This is a genomic window from Halorubrum amylolyticum, from assembly GCF_004114995.1.
In the GTDB taxonomy this organism is placed as follows: Archaea; Halobacteriota; Halobacteria; order Halobacteriales; family Haloferacaceae; genus Halorubrum; species Halorubrum amylolyticum.
Map to the genome: position 1 here is coordinate 1 of NZ_SDJP01000001.1, position 23,750 is coordinate 23,750.

At 69.4% G+C, this 23,750-nt stretch carries 27 protein-coding genes and 1 tRNA gene; 11 read left to right on the forward strand and 17 right to left on the reverse strand.

Annotation, left to right across the window (positions count from 1 at the left end; genetic code table 11):
- On the forward strand, positions 1-1,212 hold a 1,212-nt coding region (gene larC, locus ESO89_RS00005), incomplete at its 5' end, for a nickel pincer cofactor biosynthesis protein LarC (RefSeq protein ID WP_128903643.1).
- A 36-nt stretch (positions 1,213-1,248) separates the two neighbouring features.
- On the opposite strand, the gene ESO89_RS00010 is transcribed toward larC, so the two are convergent.
- Positions 1,249-1,557 carry a hypothetical protein gene (locus ESO89_RS00010; protein WP_128903644.1) on the reverse strand — a complete coding sequence of 103 codons (309 nt, stop codon included), beginning with the start codon at positions 1,555-1,557 and terminating at the stop codon, positions 1,249-1,251.
- A gap of 539 nt (positions 1,558-2,096) precedes the next feature.
- Here ESO89_RS00010 and aspS point away from each other — a divergent pair.
- From aspS to ESO89_RS00025, 3 genes are all read left to right on the forward strand, one after another.
- Positions 2,097-3,401 (forward strand): aspartate--tRNA(Asn) ligase, encoded by a 1,305-nt coding sequence (aspS, locus tag ESO89_RS00015; RefSeq protein WP_128903645.1) that lies wholly within the window; start codon positions 2,097-2,099, stop codon positions 3,399-3,401.
- A 261-nt stretch (positions 3,402-3,662) separates the two neighbouring features.
- Positions 3,663-3,959, forward strand: coding sequence for a hypothetical protein (locus tag ESO89_RS00020; protein WP_128903646.1), 297 nt, complete (start codon positions 3,663-3,665; stop codon positions 3,957-3,959).
- A 1-nt stretch (position 3,960) separates the two neighbouring features.
- On the forward strand, positions 3,961-4,680 hold the full coding sequence (locus ESO89_RS00025; RefSeq protein ID WP_128903647.1) for a DUF4382 domain-containing protein: 720 nt from the start codon (positions 3,961-3,963) through the stop codon (positions 4,678-4,680).
- Between the two features lie 284 nt (positions 4,681-4,964).
- On the opposite strand, the gene ESO89_RS00030 is transcribed toward ESO89_RS00025, so the two are convergent.
- Entirely contained in the window at positions 4,965-5,639 is a 675-nt protein-coding gene (locus ESO89_RS00030; RefSeq protein WP_128903648.1) for a TVP38/TMEM64 family protein, read from the reverse strand.
- 267 nt (positions 5,640-5,906) lie between these two features.
- Between ESO89_RS00030 and fer the strand changes: the two genes are divergently transcribed.
- Positions 5,907-6,296, forward strand: a complete 390-nt coding sequence (fer, locus tag ESO89_RS00035) for a ferredoxin Fer (RefSeq protein WP_128903649.1) — start codon at positions 5,907-5,909, stop codon at positions 6,294-6,296.
- A gap of 128 nt (positions 6,297-6,424) precedes the next feature.
- Here fer and ESO89_RS00040 read toward each other — a convergent pair whose 3' ends face one another.
- Positions 6,425-7,075: an HVO_0476 family zinc finger protein gene (locus ESO89_RS00040; protein ID WP_128903650.1), complete on the reverse strand. Its 651-nt coding sequence runs from the start codon at positions 7,073-7,075 to the stop codon at positions 6,425-6,427.
- A 166-nt stretch (positions 7,076-7,241) separates the two neighbouring features.
- Here ESO89_RS00040 and prs point away from each other — a divergent pair, with 166 nt between their 5' ends.
- Positions 7,242-8,096, forward strand: a complete 855-nt coding sequence (gene prs / locus ESO89_RS00045; protein ID WP_128903651.1) for a ribose-phosphate diphosphokinase — start codon at positions 7,242-7,244, stop codon at positions 8,094-8,096.
- A gap of 217 nt (positions 8,097-8,313) precedes the next feature.
- Here the strand turns inward: prs and ESO89_RS00050 are convergent, their stop codons facing one another.
- From ESO89_RS00050 to ESO89_RS00085, 8 genes are all read right to left on the reverse strand, one after another.
- Entirely contained in the window at positions 8,314-9,480 is a 1,167-nt protein-coding gene (locus tag ESO89_RS00050) for an MFS transporter (protein ID WP_128903652.1), read from the reverse strand.
- A gap of 313 nt (positions 9,481-9,793) precedes the next feature.
- Positions 9,794-10,351, reverse strand: a complete 558-nt coding sequence (locus tag ESO89_RS00055; protein ID WP_128903653.1) for a sugar O-acetyltransferase — start codon at positions 10,349-10,351, stop codon at positions 9,794-9,796.
- A gap of 61 nt (positions 10,352-10,412) precedes the next feature.
- A complete protein-coding gene (locus tag ESO89_RS00060; protein ID WP_128903654.1) occupies positions 10,413-10,811 on the reverse strand; it encodes a hypothetical protein in 399 nt (132 codons plus the stop codon).
- A gap of 35 nt (positions 10,812-10,846) precedes the next feature.
- Positions 10,847-12,010 (reverse strand): DUF7118 family protein, encoded by a 1,164-nt coding sequence (locus tag ESO89_RS00065; RefSeq protein WP_128903655.1) that lies wholly within the window; start codon positions 12,008-12,010, stop codon positions 10,847-10,849.
- Complete coding sequence (gene hisI, locus ESO89_RS00070) at positions 12,011-12,394, reverse strand: phosphoribosyl-AMP cyclohydrolase (RefSeq protein WP_128903656.1); 384 nt, start codon at positions 12,392-12,394, stop codon at positions 12,011-12,013. It abuts the gene before it with no gap.
- Positions 12,395-12,441: 47 nt separating this feature from the next.
- Positions 12,442-12,921, reverse strand: a complete 480-nt coding sequence (locus ESO89_RS00075; protein WP_128903657.1) for a GNAT family N-acetyltransferase — start codon at positions 12,919-12,921, stop codon at positions 12,442-12,444.
- Between the two features lies 1 nt (position 12,922).
- Positions 12,923-14,257, reverse strand: coding sequence for a DUF92 domain-containing protein (locus tag ESO89_RS00080; RefSeq protein ID WP_206731707.1), 1,335 nt, complete (start codon positions 14,255-14,257; stop codon positions 12,923-12,925).
- Between the two features lie 346 nt (positions 14,258-14,603).
- Entirely contained in the window at positions 14,604-15,383 is a 780-nt protein-coding gene (locus ESO89_RS00085; RefSeq protein WP_128903658.1) for an HAD-IIA family hydrolase, read from the reverse strand.
- 164 nt (positions 15,384-15,547) lie between these two features.
- On the opposite strand from ESO89_RS00085, the gene ESO89_RS00090 reads away from it, so the two are divergent.
- Entirely contained in the window at positions 15,548-16,321 is a 774-nt protein-coding gene (locus ESO89_RS00090; protein ID WP_128903659.1) for a GTP cyclohydrolase III, read from the forward strand.
- Between the two features lie 95 nt (positions 16,322-16,416).
- The gene (locus ESO89_RS00095; protein WP_128903660.1) at positions 16,417-16,647 is read left to right on the forward strand and encodes a hypothetical protein; all 231 of its coding nucleotides are present in this window, start codon (positions 16,417-16,419) and stop codon (positions 16,645-16,647) included.
- Between the two features lie 16 nt (positions 16,648-16,663).
- Here ESO89_RS00095 and ESO89_RS00100 read toward each other — a convergent pair whose 3' ends face one another.
- The 3 genes from ESO89_RS00100 to ESO89_RS00105 all read right to left on the reverse strand — a co-directional run bounded on the left by ESO89_RS00100 (position 16,664) and on the right by ESO89_RS00105 (position 18,340).
- On the reverse strand, positions 16,664-16,870 hold the full coding sequence (locus ESO89_RS00100) for a hypothetical protein (RefSeq protein WP_128903661.1): 207 nt from the start codon (positions 16,868-16,870) through the stop codon (positions 16,664-16,666).
- A 94-nt stretch (positions 16,871-16,964) separates the two neighbouring features.
- The gene (locus ESO89_RS18725; RefSeq protein ID WP_206731708.1) at positions 16,965-17,105 is read right to left on the reverse strand and encodes a hypothetical protein; all 141 of its coding nucleotides are present in this window, start codon (positions 17,103-17,105) and stop codon (positions 16,965-16,967) included.
- Between the two features lie 38 nt (positions 17,106-17,143).
- On the reverse strand, positions 17,144-18,340 hold the full coding sequence (locus tag ESO89_RS00105; protein WP_128903662.1) for a UbiA family prenyltransferase: 1,197 nt from the start codon (positions 18,338-18,340) through the stop codon (positions 17,144-17,146).
- Between the two features lie 163 nt (positions 18,341-18,503).
- Here ESO89_RS00105 and ESO89_RS00110 point away from each other — a divergent pair, with 163 nt between their 5' ends.
- A complete protein-coding gene (locus ESO89_RS00110) occupies positions 18,504-20,078 on the forward strand; it encodes a heme-binding protein (protein WP_128903663.1) in 1,575 nt (524 codons plus the stop codon).
- A gap of 259 nt (positions 20,079-20,337) precedes the next feature.
- Here the strand turns inward: ESO89_RS00110 and ESO89_RS00115 are convergent.
- Positions 20,338-20,411 (reverse strand) — tRNA-Tyr (locus tag ESO89_RS00115).
- Between the two features lie 140 nt (positions 20,412-20,551).
- Between ESO89_RS00115 and ESO89_RS00120 the strand changes: the two genes are divergently transcribed.
- On the forward strand, positions 20,552-21,430 hold the full coding sequence (locus ESO89_RS00120) for a hypothetical protein (RefSeq protein ID WP_128903664.1): 879 nt from the start codon (positions 20,552-20,554) through the stop codon (positions 21,428-21,430).
- Positions 21,431-21,538: 108 nt separating this feature from the next.
- A complete protein-coding gene (locus ESO89_RS00125) occupies positions 21,539-22,123 on the forward strand; it encodes an NAD(P)/FAD-dependent oxidoreductase (RefSeq protein WP_128903665.1) in 585 nt (194 codons plus the stop codon).
- 84 nt (positions 22,124-22,207) lie between these two features.
- Here the strand turns inward: ESO89_RS00125 and ESO89_RS00130 are convergent, their stop codons facing one another.
- On the reverse strand, positions 22,208-22,552 hold the full coding sequence (locus tag ESO89_RS00130) for a DUF5802 family protein (protein ID WP_128903666.1): 345 nt from the start codon (positions 22,550-22,552) through the stop codon (positions 22,208-22,210).
- A gap of 158 nt (positions 22,553-22,710) precedes the next feature.
- Complete coding sequence (locus ESO89_RS00135) at positions 22,711-23,637, reverse strand: decarboxylating 6-phosphogluconate dehydrogenase (RefSeq protein ID WP_128903667.1); 927 nt, start codon at positions 23,635-23,637, stop codon at positions 22,711-22,713.
- Between the last annotated feature and the right edge of the window lie 113 nt (positions 23,638-23,750).

A 23,750-nucleotide genomic window follows, 5' to 3' on the forward strand; every position in this document is an offset into this window, starting at 1 on the left:
TCGCACGAACACGACCACGACGGTCACTCGCACGAACACGACCACGACGGTCACTCGCACGAACACGACCACGACGGTCACTCGCACGAACACGACGGTTCCGAACACGCCCACGACGACGCCGAGCACGCCGAGGGGGCCGGCGTCCACCGCAGCTACCCCGAGGTGGTCGCGCTCGTCGAGTCGATGGACCTCTCTGAGCCCGTCGAGTCGGTCGCGCTCGACGCCTTCGAACGCCTCGGCCGCGCGGAGGCGTCGGTCCACGGCACCGACCTCAACGAGACCCACTTCCACGAGGTCGGCGCCGACGACGCGATCGCCGACGTGGTCGGCGCGGCGCTGCTGCTCGACGACCTCGACCCCGAGCGGGTCGTGACGACCCCGGTCGCGACGGGCGGCGGCGAGGTCGAGATGAGCCACGGCGTCTACCCGGTTCCCGCGCCGGCGACGACCGAGATCGCGGCCGACGCCGACTTCGCGGTGGTCGGCGGGCCGGTCGACCGCGAGCTTCTCACACCCACGGGCGCCGCGATCCTCGCCGCGATCGCCGAGGGCGTCGACGCGATTCCAGATCTCGCTATCGACGCAGCCGGCTACGGGGCGGGCGCCGCGACCTTCCCGGATCATCCGAACGTGCTCCGGGCGCTGGTCGGCGAGGGGCGCGAGTCGGAGGCTGAGGGTCACGGTCACGTTCACGACTATTCTCACGGCCACGACGACGAGAGCGCTCACGGCCACGCCCTCGTCCGCGACGACATCGCGGTCCTCGAAACGAACCTCGACGACGCCGCCCCCGAGGTGCTCGGCGGGCTTCAGGAGACGCTCAAGCGCGCCGGCGCGCGCGACGTGACGATCGTGCCGACCACGATGAAGAAGTCGCGGCCGGGCCACCTCGTGAAGGCGATCTGCAAGCCGGAGGACGCCGAGGCCGTCGCGGAGCGGCTCGCCCGCGAGACCGGGACCCTCGGGGTCCGCCAGTCCGGCGCGACCCACCGGTGGATCGCCGAGCGCGACTTCGAGACGGCGGTCCTCTCGGTCGACGGCGACGACCACGAGGTGACGGTGAAGGTCGCGTCGACCGCCGACGGAGACGCCTACGACGTGAGCGCCGAGTACGACGACGCCGCCGAGGTGGGCGAGGCGACCGGGCTGCCGATCCGCGACGTGCTCCGCCGGGCGGAGAGCGACGTGCGCGATCGGCTCGGCGAGTGAGGGGTCGGTGGGTGACGGAGGCCGAGCGCGACCCCGTCACCCCGGCGGTTCGACTCGCTCGACTTGCTCCGGTTCGACGCCGAATCCGTCGGACAGCCGGTCGGCGACGCGCTCTGCCGGCTGATTCGCATCCCTGACTTCCGCGACTGAGAGCGTCGCGACCGCCTCGACGGTGGTGTCGTTGAGCCCCGGCTGGAGGCCGGCGATCGACAGGTCCTCGACGTCGATGCCGTCGACCCGCTCCAGTTGCGCGCGGGCGCCGGCGGCGAGGTCGCCGGCGGCGGCCTGCGAGACGCGCACCGTCACGGTCGCTTCCACGGTCTGCGTGTGGATGGCTGCTGCCATAGCCCCTCGCCGCGAGTCGAACGCGGCGCGGACCGGTCCGCGGCCTCGAACGCGGGTCCGCCGTCGACGGCGGACCCGACGCTCGCGAGGGGATAACGGTCGCGTCCGGCGATCGGTGATCGTCTGGTGACACAGCGACGGCTGGAGAAGTAGGGGTGCGGTCCGTCCCGCGGGGAACTCCCCCAGCCAACGCGCGTCACGCGGTCGGGCGGACGGACCGTGTCTCCGGAGCCCCGTAGCCGTTCCAGCCGAGGAGCGCGCCGCTGACAAGGGCGGCGGACGCCGAGGCGGTGGAACGGAAGCGGGTCATACGTGGACTCCGGCGGCGCGAAGCGCCGTTACCGATTTGATATATCGGGTGATTATTAAATCTATGGCGATCCTGTGAAGTGGTACCGAACGTTTTACAGACGGGCGGCGTCCCTCCGAGTGGCCGCCGCGAACCCCGTTCAGATGACCCAGATCGGCCGGTTCCGGCGAGGGCGAGACGACAGGCCTATGACGAACGCCCGACCAGTTGCCCGTAAGCAGCCACCGTCATGATCGAGCGAATCCACACGTCGGACGTCGAACCGGACGCGGACGAGGTCGCCATCGCCGGCCACGTCCACGAGATCCGCGACTTGGGAGGCCTCGTCTTCCTCATCGTGCGCGACCGCGAGGGGCTCATCCAGATCGTCTTCAAGGAGGAGCGCGAGCCGGAGCTGTTCGAGGCGGTCCAAGACGTCGGCGCCGAGGACGTGGTCCGCGTGGTCGGCGAGCCGCTGGAGAGCGATCAGGCGCCCGGCGGCGTCGAGATCGCGCCGACCGAGTACGAGGTCATCGACGAGGCGGACTCCCCGCTCCCGCTCGAGATCTCGAAGGACATCGAGGTCGACCTCTCGACCCGGCTCGACAACCGCGCGCTCGACCTCCGCAAGCCGGAGACGCTCGCCGTGTTCACCCTGCGCTCGAAGCTGATGACGGCGATGGAAGAGTGGTTCGACGACGAGGGGTTCGTCGACATCAAGACGCCGCTCATCTCGAAGGGCGGCGCCGAGGGCGGCGCGGAGCTGTTCCCGATCCTCTACTACAACCAGGACGCGTTCCTGTCGCAGAGCCCCCAGCTGTACAAGCAGATGCTGATGGCGTCGGGCTACGAGGCCGTCTACGAAACGGGCACCGCGTTCCGCGCCGAGGACTTCGCCACCTCCCGGCACGTCTCCGAGATCGCGATGTTTGACGTTGAACTCGCGTACATCGACGATCACAACGACGTGATGGACGTACAGGAGGAGTCGCTGCGCCACGCGCTTCGCGAGGCCGCCGAGAACGCCGAGCGCGAACTCGACCTGCTCGACGTCGACCTCGACGTGCCCGACGAGGACTTCCCGCGGATCACCTTCGACGAGACGCTCGACATCCTCGAGACCGAGTTCGGTCACTTCCCGGACGACCCGACCGACCTCGACACGAAGGGCGAGAAGCTGCTCGGCCAGCACTTCGAGGAGCAGGGCCACCCCGCGTTCTTCGTCGTCGGCTACCCCGACGAGAAGTTCTACTACATGCAGGACGTGCCGGACGACGACATCGCCTCCCGGAAGTTCGACCTCATCTACAAGGGTCAGGAGCTCTCCTCGGGCGGCCAGCGCGAGCACGACGCCGACCGAATGGTCGAGGTCATGGAGGAGGAGGGCGTCGAGACGGCCAACTTCGAGTTCTACATCGAGGCGCTCAGCTTCGGCACCCCGCCCCACGGCGGCTACGGGCTCGGCATCGACCGGCTCGTCCAGAAGGTCGCCGACCTCGACAACATCAAGGAGGCGATCATGTTCCCGCGCGACCCGAACCGGCTGGAGCCCTGACGAGGGCAAATTCTTGACCGGATCGACGCCCCGACAGAGTCGATCCGGTCCGCGGCGCGCGCAGAGTCCTCATTCCTGATGCGGTCCGCGGCCGCGGCCGCGCGGTCGGCCGTCCTACCCGCTCCTTTATAAGCAGCCGTCGATATCGGCGGGACGGCGTCGTCGAGCCTCCTGCCGCCGATTAATCCGAATTAAACCGGGCGCAATTCGGCTGAACGGCTTGGGGTATTAAAGGCGACAGCGGTCCGAGCGGGGACCGTCATGAACGCGATCCGAACGACGCTGATCGTGGCGCTCGCCGCGGTGATACTGATCGGGACCGGCGCGGCCGCCGGCGCCGTCGCGGCGGCCCCCGGCCCGGACGACGCACCGGGCGACGCGGGACCGCCGAGCGACCTGCCGGATCAGGTGCCGGAGTTCGTCGGCGGCATCTTGGATAGTGTCAACGACTTCCTCTCCGGCGGCGTCGACGACCTCGGTGAAACCGTCAGCGACATCGCCGGTGACGGGGGCGGTGAGAACGGCGGGTCCGGTTCGGGCGACGGGGAGGCGCCGTAACGTGTCGGACCGCACGCACGGCCTCGACGCGCTCGACCGGCGGACCTCGCTCGACCGGCGGACCTACCTGCGGGCGACGGGCGCCGCCGCGCTCGGTGCGGCCGGGCTCGCCGGCTGCGTCGGTCGCGCGACCGGAACGCTCGCGACCGCCGTCACCGACCAGCCCGCCGACATCGGCGACTTCGAGTCGCTCGTGGTCACGGTCGAGGGGATCTGGCTCGGCCCGGAGGGCGCTGAGCCAGAGGCCGACGACAAAACCGACGGCGGCAACGAGAGCGACGAAAGCGGCAACGAGAGCGACGACGGCGACGACACCGACGCCGCCGGCAACGAAACCGACGGTGACGACGGGAGCGGCGGTGAGGAGGACGCCCCCGACGGCCGCGAGTACCACGAGTTCGACGAACCGCAGGAGGCCGACCTCGTCGAACTCCAGAACGGGGAGACGCAGCTGATCGACGAGCGGGAACTGGCGGTCGGCACCTACCCGTATCTCCAGCTCGACGTCTCGGCGGCCGACGGGACGCTCACAGACGGGAGCGACGCGACGGTCGACCTGCCCGGCAACGCGCCGCTCAAGTTCAACGCGGCGTTCGAGATCCGCGAGAACGCGCGGACGACGTTCACGGCCGACTTCGCGCCGGTGCTGCGAGGTAACGGGCGGTACCTCCTCCGACCGGTGCCGAGCGGGATCGAAGTCGACTACGAGGAGACGGGATAGACAGCGCGTCGCGTTTCCCTCGGTCCCCCGTTGGAGCCGCGGTTCGGACGCACCGATCGACGGTCGGTCCGGCCGTAGCCGACCGCGGCTTCGGGGTCAGGGCTGGGAGCGGTCCCGGGATTCGGGGACCAGGGGAATGCACGCTGGCATCGGTCCCCCGTCGGAGGCACACGACCCGTTCGATCGTCCCGCCGCGGTCCGACGCGTCGGGACGGTCGGGTTCGTTCGACGTGACGCAGCGAAGCGGCGCTCGCCGCGCGGACGCCCGCCGTTGTCGACGCCGATCACGCCGTCGTCGACGCGCGATCTCTTAAGAACGTTCGATACAGCGGTCCGGCGAGCAACATCGCTCCGAGGCCCGCCATCGCGACCAACGCGGTCGGAGCGATCTCGGCGCCGCCGTCCGCGAGCCGGTCGACGGAGACGCCCATCGCGACGCCCACGATCGCCCACGGGAGCTCCCCGAGCGCGGTGCCGACGAGCAGCGATCGGAGCCGGACTCCGGACCCGCCCGCGGCGACGGAGACGGCGTCCGAGGGGACCGGCAGCAGGCGGGTCGCGGTGACGGCCCGGACGCCGCCGGTGGCGTCGGCCAGCCGCTCGCCGGCGTCGCAGAGCCGGTCGGCGATCCGAAACGTCTCGCGGACGCGGACGCGCCCCGCCCGGGCGAGCCAGTACGGGGGGAGCGCGGTCGCCACCATCGCGGCGACGCCGAGCGGGAGCCCGGCCCATCCGTACCCGAAGCCGGCGACGACGGCGAGAAGCGTCGTCGGCCACGCGAGGAGCGGTCTGACGGCCGTCAGCGCGAGCAGCGCGGCGCCGAACCGGACCGGATCGTCGGCGAGCCACGACAGCGGGTCGAGCACGGCGTGTGGCGAGGCGACCCACGCGACCGCCGCGAGCGCGGCCAGCGCGACGCCCGCGAAGACGTATCCGAAGACGGCGGTCCGGCTGTTCACGAGGGGTCGTGTTCCCTGAGGCGATAAACGCTTTGTGGACCGCCGCGGGAGCGGCGCGACCGGCGGGTGGCCGACCTCGAAGGCGCTCCGCGGGCGAAGACACGGCGACGCGCTGTCACGGAGCAGAGCTCAAACGCGCCAACGGGTCGGGCATCCCCCTTGAACCGCCGTCAAAACGAACGTGTTCACCCCTCCGCGGCGGTCCGATCGCGCGACGGAAACGAGGAACAGCAAAGCCTAATGAGGTGGGCATCAAACCGGCGGGTGATGCCCACAGTAGAATACCTCAACTACGAAGTGCTCGACGACCACGGCTGGTCGATGGACGACGACGACCTGTTCGAGGAGGCCGCCGCCGCCGACCTCGACGACGAGGACTACGGTACCCTCGAAGTGAATCAGGGCGAGTACATCCTCGAGTCCGCCGAGGCTCAGGGCTACGACTGGCCTTTCTCGTGCCGCGCCGGCGCCTGCGCGAACTGCGCCTCCATCGTCAAGAAGGGCGACATCGAGATGGACATGCAGCAGATCCTCTCCGACGAGGAGGTCGAGGAGAAGGACGTCCGCCTGACCTGCATCGGCAGCCCGGCGACCGACGAGGTCAAGATCGTCTACAACGCGAAACACCTCGACTACCTGCAGAACCGCGTCATCTAACGCCGCTCCGACCACGTCGCGGTCGTATTCACAGACGGTGTTCGATGTGGGTCATCCCCATCGATGCCACCGTTTTTTCGAAGGCCCGTTCTGCAGAGCGCTCGCTCGACCCTAAATCTCTCTCCCGCTTACCAGGCCGACCACGCCGTCAGACTCTCGTCGCGGGCGTACACCCGCTTGCAGTCCTTGGCGTACGCGAAGTCGCCCTCGTGGTCCAGCTTCTCGTGGCGGTACTCGGGGGCGTCCTCGCGGATCTGGACGCCCTCGACGGTGAACTCCTCCTCGCCGAAGACCTCGGTCTCGCCGACGGTGAACTCGTAGTCACCGGGGACGTTCACCTGCAGCGAGCGCGTCTGGTCGGCGTTCCCGTCCTTCGGGTGCAGCGTCACCGGGACGGAGACGTTGTCGACCGCGCGGGTCCACAGCGTCTCGACGGCCTCGATGTCGGCCTCCTCGACGCGCTGTTCGGGGCCGACCTCGATGCCGGTCACCCGGACCTGCATCAGGGCGTCGGGGGAGTCGACGACGAACTCCTCGCCCGTGGCGACGTGGGTGTCCGCGGGCACGTCCATCTCTGTCGAGAACGACTCGCCGTCCTGCGAGACGACGACGGTCAGCCGGACGGTCTCCTCCTCGGGGATCTCCGCTTTGTGCGTGTGATCGCACTCGGTACAGCGGACGGTCGCCTGCCCGCCGGGGCGCAACACTTCGTGGACGGTCTCCTCGCCCGGCGAACACGACGGGCAGGCGAGACCGACTCGGTCTCCTGTTTCGGTCATTACGGCGTCGTATCCGCCGCTCGCGTAAATATCCGCCCCTGTGGCTGCGGTGCGTCACACGCTCGCGTGGCGCTCGGTCGAGGGTTGCGTCGGGAGCGGAATGGTCCGCCCCGCGAGGCGAACGAGTAAGGAAACTGGTTTACCGGTGTCTGGGGTACGGACGCCCATGATCGTACCCGGATCAAGCTCACAGCTGCTCGCGGCCGCGCTCGCCGAGGAGACGGGCCGGCAGCTGGCGACGCCGACCTACGACCGGTTCCCGGACGGCGAGGGGCTCGCCGCGGCCCCCGACTTCGCGGGCGACGAAGCCACGGTCGTCGCCGCGACCGACTCCGACGCGGCGTGGGTCGAACTGCTCCAGCTCCAAGACGCCGTCCGCGGGGCCGGTGCCGAGCGCGTGACGACGGTGATCCCCTACATGGGGTACGCCCGACAGGACCAGTCGTTCGGCGACGGCGAGCCGGTCTCGGCGCGGGCGATGGCCCGAGCGGTCTCCACGGGGACCGACCGCGTCGTCCTCGTCAACCCCCACGAGGCCGGCGTCGCCGACTTCTACGACGCACCGGTCGAGACGGTCGACGCCGCCGATGTGCTCGCGGAGCCCCTACCGGCCGACCTCGCGGACCCCCTGTTCCTCGCGCCCGACGAGGGCGCGGTCGGCATCGCGGAGACGGTCCGGGACGCGTACGGCGCGGGCGAGACGGACTACTTCGAGAAGCACCGCGACCGCGACACGGGCGCGATCGAGGTGTCGCCCTCGGACGCCACCGTCGAGGGACGGGACGTGGTCGTCGTCGACGACATCGTCGCCACCGGGTCGACGATGAGCGAGTCGGTCGCCGTGCTGAACGACCGCGGCGCGGCGCGGGTGCTCGCGGCCTGCGTCCACCCCATGCTCGCGGCCAACGCCGTGACGAAGCTTCGCGCGGCCGGCGTCGACCGCATCGTCGGCAGCGACACGCTCGAACGCGGCTGTAGCGTCGTCAGCGTCGCGCCCGTTCTCGCCGACGCGCTCGAATAAGTCCACTCGGCTCTGCTGAAATCCTCAACTGGTGATAGGCTTCAGTATCCGTGCTGAATACACGGCGCGTATCTCGCACAGAATCAATCCCAATTCGATCAGAGTGGATCGGTCAACACAGACGATACACTGTCCGATTTGCACCCCAGACTCATTCTCACGTTCAATCCGCCCCGCAAGCTCAGTGATTGTCGGAGAGGTGGTATCCGAGACGCTATCAGTGACTGGTGACTGATTCCGGGCTGGAGAAACCGAACTCACTGAACCGACCCAACAGTACGACGAATCCGACGACGACGACGACCGCGCCGAGCAGGAATGGAAGGGTCGCACCGTAGTTCTGGCCGAGATACCCTGCGGTGATCGGCGCGAATGCACCGCCGGTGAATCGGAGACTGTTGAACGCCCCCGAAGCTGCCGACCGGCTGTGGGAGGAAATCTCCATTGCGAGCGTCGACAGGTTCGCGTTCAAGATTCCACAGAGGAGCCCACCAAGGATGACGAGCCCAGAGAGCACCTTGGTGGTACTCGAAAGCCACATCAGACATAGAATGCCTGCGAAGACGGCGAGAGCACCACTGGTCGTTTCAGGCGTTCCGAACCGCCGGTTCAGACGCGGCGAAAGGACGGTTGCCCCCACGATTACGAACAGTCCCCAGCCGAAGAATACGAGACCGATTTGAACCGTGCGGAGGCCGAGGACGAGCGGGGTGTACGCGAGCAGCGTGAAGAAGCCAAAGGTGTAGAGCATACCGATGACCGCATTCGTGAGCACGCCCGTATGACGGAACGTCCCGACGATATCGCGAATCCCTTGCTGGCGTTCGGTGTCCGGTTCGGTGACTGTTGCGACGACGAACCCGAACGCGACGATCATCAGAATACTCGTCCCGGCGAACGGTAATCGCCACGACTGTGCGCCCAATAAACCACCGAGGAGTGGTCCACAAGCGATGCCGAAGCCGAGTGCTGCTTCGTAGAGAGAGATGGCGCTCTTACTGCTGCCCCCGGCCACTCCAACGATGATAGCGAGCGCCGTCGTGGTGAACAGCGCGTTTCCGAGTCCCCAGAAGCCGCGGAGGATCGCCAGCGATTCAATTGTCGAGACGAGTGCACAAGCCCCCGCGAACACGGCGACGGTTCCGATCCCGAGAAGCATCGTGTTCTTGCTCCCGATTCGCGTGGCGAGCGTGCCCGCGACCAGATTGGCGAGTCCCATCACTAGGAGGTAGCTCGTGAATAGAAACATCACCATGAAATGAGACGCTCCCAGCTCACGCGCGATACTGGGCAAGATCGGATCGACGACTCCGATTCCAAGGAAGGAAACGAATGTAGCGAGTGCTGTTGCAAGGACAGCCGGATGGAAATCTCGAAGACACATACAACGTAGGCGCTCTCTTGTACCTAAGAAATTGTCGAAAATATTATAAGTATGTGTTTAGCATACCATGGGAATGAATTCTCACATCACACTGGCGGGCAGATGTTGAGATCGGTACCAACCGGGGACGATTACAACATCAGTACGACATTTTCAGGAATCTCGCTTGGGAAACGGCATTCAGTATGCAGGCTTGTTTTATCGGCAGATTCAGGACCCATTTTGGAGAAAATAATGCAGTTACCCTGCTGACTACATCCTCCGTATCCATCGAGTCGTTCCTCTCAGTTTTGGAGGGTTTCAACAGAGCCACCTACTCGATTTCTCGAATCACCCGCGCCGGGTTCCCGCCGACCACGACGCGGTCCGGCACGTCCTTCGTGACGACCGCGCCCGAGGCGATCACCGCGCCGTCGCCGACCGTCACGCCCGGATTGAGCACGGCGCGGCCCCCGATCCAGGCGTCGTCGCCGACGGTCACCGGCTCGGCGCGCTCGCGGCCGGTCGCGCGCTCCTCGGGGTCGATCGGGTGCGTCGGCGTGTAGACGTGAACGCCCGGCCCGAGCAGACACCGGTCGCCGAACGAGATCGGGTTGGTGTCGAGGAACACGCAGCCGTAGTTCGCGAAGAAGCCGTCGCCGACCGCGACGTTGTAGCCGTAGTCGCACCGGAACGGCGGCTCGACGATCGGATCGTCGCCGACCGCGTCGAACAGCCCCCGCAGGAGCGTCTCGCGCCGCGCCGCTTCCGCCTCGGTCGTCGCGTTATACCGCCGAGCGAGGTCGCTGGCGCGCTCCCGGTCGGCGACCAGTTCGGGCGCGCTCGGGTCGTAGGGCTCTCCGGCGAGCATCCGCTCCGTCTCGGTGGGCATACCCGACCGAGCGCGCGCGGTCGGATAGCCGTTTCCGTCGGGCGCGAGGTCTATCTCCCTTTTAAACCGCCGTCACCCACGCCCGGTAGTCGTCGTCGAGCCCGTACACCTCGCGGAAGGCGCGCTCGACGAACCCCGCCACGCGGTTCGCGTCCGACCGGGCGGTGACGACGGCGTTCGTCCCCTCGGCCTCCTCCGGGCTCACCAGCTCGTCGATCCGGAACTCCGGGAACTCCCCGAGCAGGTCCTTCAGCCGGTCCAGTTCGTCGTCGGTGCAGTCCAAGATCAGCTCCGTACCCGCGAGCTGGACCCACGGCGGCACCTCGCCGCCCTCGGTGGTGTCGCTGTCGGGGTCCACGTCGACGGTCATCACCTCGCTCGACCGGGCGCGGTGGGCGGTCGCCGCGTCCGCGAACAGCTTCAGCCGCTCTCTCTCGGTCGCGGCGTCGAATCTGGTCATGCCCGCATGTCGCCGCCGCCGACTCATAAAAAGGACTACTCCCGTTTCGTCTCCGCTAACACGTCCTCGACGACCGACAGGGTCCGCTCCGCCTCGCGCACCCGGTCGTCGATGACGCCGCGGTCCAGTAGGTCGAGCTCGGGGTCGTCGAGCGCGTCGCGCACCGCGGCCGCGCGGCGGAGCCGCTCGTACTCCTCGTCGCGCGCGAGGTCGCGGACCGACCGGAGCGTCGCCACCGTCTCGTCGTCGGCGATCCGCGAGACGAGGGGGATCAGCTCGTCGATCTCGTAGGCCAGCTCGTCGCCCTCCGCCGGCGGCCAGTCAAGCGTCAGCGGCTCGGCGTCGAGCCGTTCGACGTAGGTGCGGTGGACCGCGACCGCGGTCCGGAGGGCGCCGGGGTCGTCGACGTAGTGTTCCAGCTTCGAGTTCGAGTAATCGGCGTACTCCAACAGGGTCGGGAGCGGCTCCTCGCCCGCCTCGTACTCGTCGACGTACTCGCGCAGGTCCGTCGGCGGCACGTCCGCGTCGACGAACGGCGTGCCGTCGGCGCGGTCGAGGAAGGCGAAGGCGTCCCGGGCGGACGCCGACTCGTAGAACTCGTCGAACGCCTCGCGGACCGCGTCGGTGTACGACTCGATCGGCTCCCGGAGCCGGTCCACGTCGGCGTCGAGGTCGGCGTCGGCCATGTCGGCGACCGCGCGCAGCTCGTCGAGGCGGGCGTCGAGCGCCTTCTTCGCCTCGCGCGCGGCCTTGCGCGCGGCCCGGTAGTCGTCGAGGGCCGCGTCGCGGTCGGCGAGCAGGTCGACGTACTCGCCGGCCGGCTCCAGCGCCTCCCGGGCGGCCGCGAAGTCGGCCTCGGAGAGCCGGCGCTTGTCGACCGCCTCGTCCGCGGCGGCGAACGCGTCGGCCGCGAGCGCGTCGGCGGCGGCGTCGACCGCCTCCCCGAACTCCCCCCGGAACTGGACGTAGGAGCCGAAGTCGCCGGTGCCGATCGCGTCCTCCTCGTACTGGTCGAGCACGCGGTGCGCCCGGCGGTAGGCGTCGGCGGCGGTCTCGATCCGGTCCCGGCCGAGGTCGGCGATCCGCGCCTCGATCCGGGCGAGCCCGTCGTAGCGCTCGCGCAGCGTCGCGGCCGCCTCGCCCGCCTCGCGGACGGGGTCGGCCTCGTCCGCGTCGGTCGTCGCTCCCGCGCCGCTCATTCAGTACACCTCGTCCGGGTCGAAGACGCGCTCGCCGACGTGCTCGCCGTCGATCGTTCGGTGGAAACAGGAGCGGTGGCCGGTGTGACACGCCCCCACGTTCTGGTCGACGAGGTACAGCAGGGTGTCGGCGTCGCAGTCGACGCGGACCTCGCGGACCTCCTGCGTGTGTCCGGAGGAGCCGCCCTTGCGCCACAGCTCGTCGCGCGACCGCGAGTAGTAGTGCGCCTCGCCCGTCTCGCGGGTCCGTTCGAGCGCCGCCGGCGAGACGTACGCGAGCATCAGCACCTCGCCCGAGTCGGCGTCCTGCGCGATCGCGGGGACGAGCCCGTCGTCGCCGAAGTCGACCTCGATCGCCTCCTCTCCCGCGTCGGCGTCGGTCATGTCTCGCCGGACGCGTGGGGCTCGAATAGGCCTTTTGTCTGTCCCCCCTACTCCCGGCGCAACACCAGCGCGTCGCCGTCGGCGTACGCGTCGGCGCGCCGGTCGACGACCTCGAACCCCAGCCCCTCGTACAGGGACAGGGCGGCGTCGTTGTCGGGGTGCGCCTGCAGCGTCACGGGGCCGGTCGCGTCGGCGAGGACGGCCGAGAGGAGTCCGCGAGCGCGTCCCTCACGGCGATGGTCCGGATCGACGACGAGTTCGGCGAGGTGGACGCCCGGGCGGTTCGGCGCGTCGACCGGGAGCAGATAGCCGACCGCTCGCCCGTCGGCGACGCTGACGAGCGCCGACCCGACCGCGAGCCCGTACTCCAGCAGGTCCGGGTTGGGCTGTCGGAGGTGGTCTTGGAGTTCCCGAATCCGGGCGGCGTCGGCCGGGCGGGCGGCGCGGACCCTGGGATCGGGAGCGGGATGGCCCGCCGCTTCGGATTCGTCGGCCCCGTCCCCGAAGTCGGACGACTCCCCCGTCATCTCACGCGCCCACCCCGAGCGCGACGGCGGCGGCGACGGCGACCATCGCCCCCGACAGCGTCGCGAGGAAGTTCACCGCCTGATTGCCGATCCGCTCGCCCTCGACCAGCGCGCCGAGGAGGCTGTCGACGGTCATCCCCGCCACGCCCGCGAGGACGACGATCCCCCCGCCGACTGCCGGATCGCCGATCGCCATCCCGAACGCCGCGAGCCCGGCGACGAGGAGCGCGCCCGCGAGTCCGGCCAGTTCGCCCTGCCACGTCACCGCGCCGTCGGTGCCCGGTTCGACGCGTTGCAGGGTGGTCACGAGGCGGGGACCGTCGTAGAGCCCCCCGATCTCGGAGGAGAGCGTGTCCGCCATCGCGGTCGCGGTCGCGCCAGCGAACGCGAAGCCGAAGAGCGCGCCCGGCACGCCGACGCGGGCGGTCGCCGCGTAGCCGACGACGGCGACGAGCGCGACCGCGGAGTTCGCCAGCACGTTCCCGGTGCCGCGGGCACCCTCGTTCTCCTGTGCGACGCCACGGTCCGCCTTCTCGTCGAAGCGGTACTTCGAGGCCAACCCGCCGATCGCGTAAAACGAGATGAGCGTGGCAAACCAGCCGACGCCGCCGAGGACGACGGCCAGCAGCGCGGACAGCACACCCGTCAACATGCCGGGGACGGAGGCCGTGCCGAGCGCGAACGAGACGTAGCCGAGCGCGCCGGTCACCGCCAGCCCGAAGGCGACGAGCGGGACGGTGACGGTCGGGTCCAGCGCGACGAATCCCCAGACGGCGAACGCGACGAGGATGACCGTGATGTGCGCGTCCCGGTCGAACACGAGCGACCTGACGAGCGCCGCCGCGAGCGCGGCCACGGCCGCGAGGAAGACGATTTCGGGGAGCCCGTCGACGAGACCCGACCTGCCGGTCTGAAGGAGTACGCCGACCTGTCCGGCGAGCGCGCCGAGCGTGCCGCCGGCGACGTACCCCGCCACGAGGGAGAACTCGTCGACGGCGGCACGCTCGGCGACGACCGCGCGGCCGAGACGGCCGCAGCCCACCGCGAGCGCCGCCGAGGCGAACGCCTCGTACGGGAGCGGGGCGCGGGGGAGGGAGGCGAACAGCGCGAGGCCGGCGGCCGCGAGTGCGAACGCGACGAAGCCGTAGAGGCGTTCCTCCTCGCGGTCGCCAGGCAGGGCGAGCGTCTCGAACCACTCGCCGTCGCGGACCCCGAAAAAGACGAGGCCGGCGGCGGCGAGGAACGGCACGGCGGCGGCGTCGCCGAGCGCCGGCGCGAGGACGGCGACCGCGGCCACCGCGGCGAAGACGCTCGCCCGTCGAAGCCTCCGTATCACACGCTCGGATACCCGCGACGCGCACTTAACGCTCCCGACAGCGCCCCGTCCCCGTCGGCGGAGGCTCGCCGCCGTCGCGCGGTCCCCGGCGTTCAGTAACGGTACTCGGTGAACTGTACCGCGTGCCCCTCGATCACGCGGACGGTCTCCTCCGGGTCCTCGTCGTCGCCCGTCCGGTTCTCGTGTGAGGCAACCTCACTCATATTCGAGCGATGGATGTCAGGTCTGATAAGCGTTTCCCACAGCGCGAACGTGGTCGCACCCGGGGTCGCCGTCACAGCGACTCAACGCCGGGATCGGCGGTCGGGGGTCGGTCGGCCGTCGCGGTGCCGCACCGACCGTCTCGTCAGCCGATGACGCGGCCGACGTCGCCGAGGCCGTCGAGCACGTAGTCCGGCGAGACGCTCGCGTCCGCGACCGCATCCTCGTCGGTGACGCCGGACAGCACGAGCGCGGTGGTCATCCCGGCGCGCTCGCCGAGCGCGATGTCGGTGTCGAGCCGGTCGCCGACGACGAGACACTCCTCCGGGGGGTACGGCAGCCGCTCGCGGACCATCTCGATCGCCGTGTCCGATGGCTTCCCGAGGACGGCGTCCGGCTCGCGCTCGGCGACGCCCGCGATCGCGTTGATCACGGCCCCGGAGCCCGGCACGTCGCGCTCGGGCGCCGGGATGACCACGTCGGGATCGGTGCCGATGAAGGGGATGTCGCGTTCGAGCGCCCACAGCGCCGTACAGAGATCGCCGTAGTCGAACTCGCGGTCGATCGAGGCGACGAGCGCGTCCGCGGCGTCGACGTCGTCGGTCGTCGCGAGCCCGGCCGCCTCGAACTGGTCGACCAGCCCCGGGGCGCCGATGCACAGCAGCTCGTCGTCCGCGTGTTGCTCGCGCAGGTACCGCGTCGTCACGCTCCCGGCCGTGAACACCCGGTCCGCGTCGATCTCGTAGCCCGCGCCTCCGAGTCGGTCGACGTACGCCGGCGGGGCCTTCGTCGGGTTGTTCGAGACGAACAGCGTCTCGATCCCGGCCTCGCGGAGCCGGCGGTAGCCCGCCGGCGCGCCCGGGATGGGGTCGTCGCCTCGCACGACCGTGCCGTCCACGTCGAGGACGGCGCCGCTGAACTCCATGGGAGGACTCGGAGCGCCACGGCCGTAGTGGTTGCGGCGCTCGGTTCCGGCGCTTCGCCCCGGCGCTCCGCTCCGGAACCGTCCTCCCGTTTCATATCCGGTACCAGTTCCACCTTCGGGATAACGGAAGCGTAAAGCGGGGTCGTTCCCAATCCACGCTCACTGTGACGACGACTCAGGTGACGCTGGTCCAGATCGACAACTACGGGCCGTGGACGGTGACGCCGGAGCCCCGCCGGGAGATGGACCTGCAGGCGCTCCAGTCGCGGCTCTTCGCCGATATCGCCCAGTTCATGGGTCCGCGGGACGCCTACGTCTTCTCCACCCGCTACGACAACATGATCGCCGTGACGAACGGCCTCGACGGCGCGGCCCACGCGGCGCTACAGGAGTCGATCGGGAACCGCTACCCCGTGAGCGTCAGCCTCGGGACCGGGGTCGCCGAGCGACCGATCGACGCCTTGGAGGCCGCGAACCGCCTGCTCCAGACCGAGGGGAGCGCGCAGGACGCGAGCCGGACCGAGGTGCTCGCCGGCGACTACCTCACCGAGACAAATCCATCGGACCTCCAGATCGCCCACTTCGACGTGGTGAACGTGACCGGGAAGTACACCGACCGCCTCAACGAGTTCGACACGTTCCTGCACGTCGATCGCGCCTACGGCTCGCTGACGCGGTACCTCCGCGAGACGCACGGCGCCCTATCCTTTTTCGTCGGCGGCGACAACGTCGTCGCCGTCTGTCCGGACCTCCCCGAACGAGCGTTCGCGGACGCGGTCGCGCACGTGGCCGACGACGTCGACATCGAGCTTCAGGTCGGCGTCGGTCGCGGCGCCTCCGCCCACGAGGCGGGGTTCGCGGCCAAACACGCGCTGGAGGATTGCCGCAACGCCGGCACGAGCGTCGAGCTCTCGGGCGTTCCGGTGCTCGGCGACTGACGGTCGCCCTCTCTTTCCGTCTCTCCGACAGAGATATCATGCGTGATAATGTGGCTGTGACGTTTTTATACGCCGCACCGGTACCCTCGGCTAACATGTCCGATGAGATAGTGTTCGTCTGCACGGCGGCCGACTGCGACGAGGGGGCTTGGGAGGGGTCTCACGATGCGATGGCTCACTGCGCCGAGCAGCCCGACCACGGGTATACCGGGCGCCCGCGCGACGAGGTCGAGGAGGTCATCCCCGCAACGGCGACGCGGAAGCGCGACAACCGGAACCTCCAGCACAAGGGCCACCCGAAAGGCGCGCTCGCGCAGAACGACTGACCGCTCGCGCCGCGTCTCACGCCTCGTCGAAGAGGCCGAGGTCCTCCGCGACGAGGTCGGCGAGTCGGTCCTTCAGTGCGGGGTCGACCTCCGCGATCTCTTCCCCGTCGTGTTTCCCGTCGTTATGTTTGGCGAGCGTGTCCGCCACGTCGGAGAGCGGGACGCTGGTCTCCGTCTCGCATTCGGTGCACACGATCGGGACGGACGGTTCGTCGGTGGACATCGTCCGGGTAGTCGCGGGTGACCCGTATAGACCTTCGGGACGGGAGTTCCGACCCCGGTCCCGCCGGCCGGCTCTCGCCGCCGGCCCGCCTCCGTCAGTCCGCCGCCCCCGACGACGCGGACTCGGTGTCCTCGGCGTCGTCTGCGTCTGATCTCTCGCCGTCTGCGGCGGGGTCGGCCTCTTCACCGCCCTCCCTACGTTTCTGAGTCGTCGTGAAGGGTTTCGGTCGTGACACCGATCGGCGGTCGAACTGCAGTCGAACCGTGGGCGCGTTCACGTGTGTGAATCGCTTCGAGACACGTCGTCCGACTCGGCTGAGAGCGTTCGGACGGTCTCGTGAACGCCGATGACGAGCGCCGGCACGACGATCATGAAAAGGTGCTCCTCGATCGGGATTCCGAACAGGTCGTGCCCGGTGCGCATCGCGATCTCGAAGACGCCGACCTCCAGCGTGTACCAGTCCCAGAAGTACGCGACCGGGTACAGGGCGGCGATCGTCCGGGCCGCCTGACGGAGCGCGCCGGCGTAGCGGAGCAGACCGAACGCGAGCGCGCCGAAGACGACCTCGGTGGCGAGGTACGTGTACGGCCCGAGAACCGTGATGTCCGGAAGCGAGGCCCCGGACAGCGGTCGGAACCAGACGGCCACGAGCAGGAGGGCCAAGAAGACGTAGGCGCCGCGGATCAGCAGCATCGTGGCGATCGTCGGACCGGCCCGCCTGGCGACCAGCGCTACCGAGCCGAACGCGAGCGCCGCGGCCGGCGCCGACGGGGGGAACAGCCCGCCGACCGTCCCCCAGAGAACGCCGACGAGTCCGGCCATCAACAGGGAGAACGCCAGCGTCCGGGCTCGTGGTCGGCCGAGCAGCACCGAGACGGTCCGCTTGTCGATCGACCGGTCGTACGCGTAGTCCTGCTCGTCGTCGATGATCTTCACCCCGGCGAGCGTCACGAGGAAGACGAGCGCGAACCCGAGTACCGTCGCGGTCACCTCGGTCGTCTGGACGTAGAACCCGCCGAGCAGCGCGAGCGCGATACCGGTCGGGTACCCCAGCGTCGTGGTGATCGGGTTCGTGTCGAGCTGCGGCGCGTGGAGGTATCCGACGAACCAGGTCGGAAGCGTGACGAGCGCGGCGCCCGGACCGACGAGCACGCCCAGCGCGAGCGTACAGGCGGCGAAGCCGACGCCGGCGGCGAGGAGGCAGAGGCGACAGCCGCGGACCGTCATCGGGTGGTCGTCGTCCTCGCCGCGCCGGTGGAAGTCGACGTAGCCGTCCTTCACGTGCGCCGTGTACACCGCGAAGAAGATCGCGGTCATGTGGATCGCGCCCACCGCGAGCGCGAACTCGCCGGCGACGGCGGCCCCGAACCACGAGGCCGCGAGCGGCGGCAACATGAACACCGGATGGACCTGCGAGAGCAGCGCCCGCAGATCGGCCCGCAGTCCGCGTTCGTGCCGAGCGATTGCCATATGTTACCAACATACTAATAGCGATTAACGTTGTTGGAGGGTTCACAGGTGTGGCCGCGCAGCTCGTCGAGGCGACTCCGGTCACGGTCCCGGACACGGTTCTGCGCACGCACCGACGCCGACGACTCACAAACCCCTAAGTCCCGGCGACCCAAGCCGCCGTATGGTCGAGGCACCACAGACGGAGGAAGGGTGGTTCGCGCTGCACGACTTCCGATCCATCGACTGGGACGCGTGGCGCGACGCCCCCGAGCGAGAGCGGAAACGGGCGATCGAGGAGGGGAAGGCCTTCCTGAACGACCGGGAACGGGTCGCCGACGCCGAGGCGGGCGACTCCGGGCTGTTCTCCGTGCTCGGCCACAAGGCCGACCTCCTGTTCGTCCACTTCCGCCCCTCGCTCGACGACCTGTCGTCGATCGAGCGCCGGTTCGAGAACACCGCGCTCGCGGAGTTCACGGAGCAAACCACCTCCTACGTCTCCGTCACCGAGGTCTCGGGCTACGTCTCCGACGAGTACTTCGAGGACCCCGAGTCGGTCGATACGGGTCTCAAACGCTACATCGAAGGGAAACTAACGCCGGAGATCCCCGACGACGAGTACGTCTGCTTCTACCCGATGAGCAAGCGCCGCGGCGAGGAGTACAACTGGTACGACCTCTCCTTCGAGGACCGCGCCGACCTCATGGCCGACCACGGCGAGGTCGGCAAGGAGTACGCCGGCAGGATCAAGCAGGTGATCGCCTCCTCCGTCGGCTTCGATAGCCACGAGTGGGGCGTCACCCTGTTCGGCTCGGACCCGACGGACATCAAGGACATCGTCTACGAGATGCGGTTCGACCCCGCCTCCTCGCGGTACGGCGAGTTCGGCGACTTCTACATCGGTCGCCGGTTCCCGCCCGCGGACCTCGGCGCCTACCTCGCTGGCGAGTCGGTGCCGACACCGGACGGCGACGGCCATGCTCACGGCGAAGGCGGGCACGGTCACGCTCACGGCGAAGCGGGACACCACGGTGAGGACGACCACGGTCACGGCCACGGCCACGGCCACGACCACGCCGCCTCCGGCGGCGGCTCCGCGCACGGCGACCACCCCCACGGCGAAGAGGCGAGCGGGGAGGGCGACCATCCCCACGGAGAGGAGGGTGGAGACGCTGACGCGGACATCCGCGGCGAACTCGCCGACCTGGACATCTACGCCGGCAAGCCCCACGGCGAGGACGTGTACGCGACCGTGCTCTACAGCGAGGCCGACGTGGACGAGCTGTTCGACGAGGTCGAGGGGCTGCGCGGCAACTTCGACCACTACGGCACCCACGTCAAGACCGCGGTGTACGAGGGTCGCCACACGGACCGCGCCGCGGTCGTCTCCATCTGGGACACGGCCTCCGCAGCCGAGACCGCGGCCGGCTTCCTCTCGGAGCTGCCGGGGATCGTCGCCCGCGCCGGCGAGGAGTCCGGCTTCGGCACGATGGGGATGTTCTACACCGTCAAGCCGGAGCACCAAGGGGACTTCACCGACACGTTCGACGACGTGGGGGAGATCCTCGCGGAGATGGACGGCCACGTCGAGACCGACCTGATGGTGAACGTCAAAGACGAGAACGACATGTTCATCGCGAGCCAGTGGCGCGCGCAGGAGGACGCGATGGAGTTCTTCGGCTCCGACGAGTTCCGCGAGACGGTCGAGTGGGGCCGCGAGGTGCTGGCCGACCGCCCGCGCCACGTCTTCTTGGCGTGAGTCGCCGTTGAGCGGCCGCGGCGGTCGGATCGCAAGCGGGACGGAGCCCCGGTGGTGTTTCCCGTCTCCCGGCGTGCGTTGGCTCGTTCCCCAGCGTCAGCGTCCGCCCGCTGTCGCTCGCGAGCGCTGAGGTTCAGTCTCCCCTCCCGAATCGAACGCCGAAAGACACGCGCTGCGCGCACCTACCGATTTCCCTTCGATTCACGAGAACGGGAGCGAAGCCGATCTACGGTCGATTACAGATCGGCTGGAACAGAAGTCCGCCCTCCCCGAATTGAACGGGGGACAAGTCGATCTACAGTCGACTGCTCTACCAGGCTGAGCTAAGGGCGGTTACCGTATTCTACCCGCCGGATTCGACTTAAGGGTTCCCTTTCAGATCGGGTGTGATCCGCCGTACCGCGGACACCTCGGGAATCCGAACCGCGCTCGCCGCGCGCGGTTTTTAAGTCGCTCGCGGCGGGAGCGGGGGTATGGCCGACGGCGACGACAGACAGGCGACGTTCGGGTCGGACGGGAGCTTGGAGACCGACACGACGCCGGACGCGACCGGCGAGAACGACTTCGGCGAGCCGAAAGAGGCCAACGAGACCGACGGCGGGTACAGCCGGTACGTCGTCTCCAGCCTCCTCCAGAAGGCGGTGCGCCGCTCCGACGAGGAGGCCGCCGCGTGGGCCGCGTGGGAGCTGGCCCGCTCCGGCTACGCGTGGAACCTCTGGGACCGCCTCAACCTCTACGTCGTCGAGGACCTCCGCGCGGGCAGCGACGCGGCCCTCACGATCGAGCGCTACGAGGCGCTCGCCACCGGGCGCTGGGAGCCCGCCGAGTGGAAGGGGCGGCTCTGCGCGATCCACGCCGCGCTGGCGGCCGCCCGGGCGCGCTCGACCCGCGAGGCCTCGAACGCCGACGCCTACTTCTCCGCCGTCGCCGAGGTGCGCGCGGAGGCCCGCGAGCACGGCGAGGAGCCCGCCCACGACTTCCCCGTGGGCGACCTCGAACCGGAGGGACCGTTCGACGCGGTCTTCGACGGGCACACCGGCGAGGGCGCGCGGCGCGACCGCGAGACGCACTTTTTCAAGACCCACGGCGCCCGGGTCGGTCCGGAGGGCGAAGACGAGCAGAGCGCCCGCTGGCAGCGGCTCGCGATGCTCCTCGACGACGAGACCGACTACTCCGCCGATGACCTCGACCGCGCCGTCGAGCCTGTTGACCCCGAGAATCCGTGGCGCGACGGCAGCGGCGAGGAGGACGAGAGCGTCTCGTCCGCCGAGGGCGACATCGATTCTGGGGACGACGCCGACGGTGACGCCGGGTCTGACCGCCGCGGCTCGCTGTCCGACTTCTCGGAGTAGCATCGCGGCGGCGGAACTCCCGGGTTCGCGTTACCGTCCCTCCGCCCGCCCGCCGCCTCGATGACCGCTTTCGCCAGTCCTTATGAATGTGCGCACGATACAACGGGTATGGCAGACGTAGCAATCGTCGGCGGCGGACCGGCAGGGCTCAGCGCGGGACTGTTCGCGGGCAAGAACGGGCTCGACGCGGTCCTGTTCGACACGGACGGCACCTGGATGCACAAGGCGCACCTGTTCAACTACCCCGGGATCGGCTCGGTCGGCGGCAGCGAGTTCCTCGCGACCCTCCGCCAGCAGGCCGACGACTTCGGGGTCGACCGGAAGCAGGGCGAGGAGGTCACCGCGGTCGAGGAGGCCGGCGACGGCTTCGTCGTGACGACCGAGGCGGACGAGTACGAGGCCGACTACGTGGTGCTGGCGACGGGCGCGAACCGCGACCTCGCCGAGTCGCTCGGCTGCGAGTTCGACGGCGACCTCGTCGACGTCGGCGTCTCGATGGAGACGAGCGTCGCGGGCGCGTACGCGGCCGGCGCGATGGTCCGCGCCGAGGAGTGGCAGGCGGTCATCTCGGCGGGCGACGGCGCCGCCGCGGCCCTCAACATCCTCTCGAACGAGAAGGGCGAGCACTACCACGACTTCGACGTGCCCGACACCGCGACCTCGGTGTTCGGCGGCCTGATCGACGACGAGTAAGCGCCCGACCGGACCGTTTTCTTTCGCTTTCGACCGGGAGCGTAACCGGACTCGTCGGATCGGGTTCACGCACGTCGATCCGGGCTACGCGTTCGCGTACGGCTCCCAGCCCTCCCACCGCAACAGCGTTTCGGCGCGGTCCGCGTCCGCGAGCAGCACGTTCCGTCGGTCCGGAAGGGCGTCGTCCGCGAGCGCCTGAGGGATCGCGAGCGTGCCGCTCGGTACGTCGTCGTCGCCGGCGACCGGGATGTGACCGCCGCCGACCTTCATCACGAGGGGGGCGTCGAGCCGCTCGATCCCCTCGCCGTCCGCGTACAGCTGCTCGTTGACGCGCTCGTGGTCGACCCGCTGGATGACGGCGCGCTCGCCGTCGTGGGGTTCCACGTACAGTTCCCCCAGATAGTACCCGCTCGAGAATCGCTCGAACATGGTATGAGTGGTAATATCTGGCACGGACAGACATAAGTGTTTCTCGGGCGTGATCCACCGTGATAATTAGGCGGTGTACCCGTCGGCGTCGGTTCGGAACCGATCGCTCGGCCGCGGCGGGTCGCTCCCGCCTGTCGGCTCACTCTGTCCGCACCATCTCACTCGCCCTCGGATCGCCGCGCGACCTCGTGACGGCCGAACCCGTACCGGAGCCGGTTCGCGAGCCGCCGCGAGAAGCGCCCCTCGTTCCGGGAGTCGAACCGCTCCGCGAGCGCCTGATAGATGATCGGCACGGAGACCTCCTGTTCGAGCGCCTCCTGCACCGTCCACGTTCCCGTCGAGCCGCCGGCGACGTGGTCCGCCACGTCGCCGAGGTCGGACCCCTCCTCGCGGAACGCCTCCTCGCACAGCTCCAAGAGCCACGACCGGATCACGGCGCCGTTGTTCCACGTCCGCGCCACCGACTCCATGTCGAGGTCGTAGCGGCCCTCGGTCAGCAGTTCGAACCCCTCGCCGTACGCCTGCATCAGCGCGTACTCGACGCCGTTGTGGACCATCTTCACGTAGTGGCCCGACCCCGACTCGCCCATGCGGTCGTGGCCGTCCGGGCCGGTCGCGACCGCGTCGAAGACGGGGGTGAGCGCCTCGTAGGCCCACTCGGGGCCGCCGACCATCAGCGAGAACCCCGCCTCGGCGCTGGCGGGGCCGCCCGACGTGCCGCAGTCGAGGTACGCGGCGTCCGTCTCCCCGGCGCGCCGGACCGACGCCTGGAACTGCGAGTTCCCGCCGTCGACGACCACGTCGTCGGCGCCGAGGTGCGGCTCCAAGTCGGCGAGCGTGGCGTCGACCGCGTCACCCGCGGGGACCATGAGCCAGATGCGCTTGCCGTCACCGGCTTCCTCTCCCGACCCGTCGAGCCGGTCGCACAGGTCCGCGACCGAGTCCGCGGCCGTCGCGCCCGCCTCCGCCGCGGTCGCCGTCGCCTCCGCCGAGAGGTCGAACGCGACCACGTCGTGGCCCGCGTCGAGCGATCGATTCACCACGATCTGCCCCATCCGCCCGAGTCCGATGACGCCGAGTTCCATGCTCGAGGGGTGGCGACCGCCCGCCGTAGTGGTTCCGGTTCGGTGGTCGGCGCGTCACCGCCTCGACTCGCCGACCGGGGCCTCGACGACGGGACGGTTCGCACGGTCAGGCG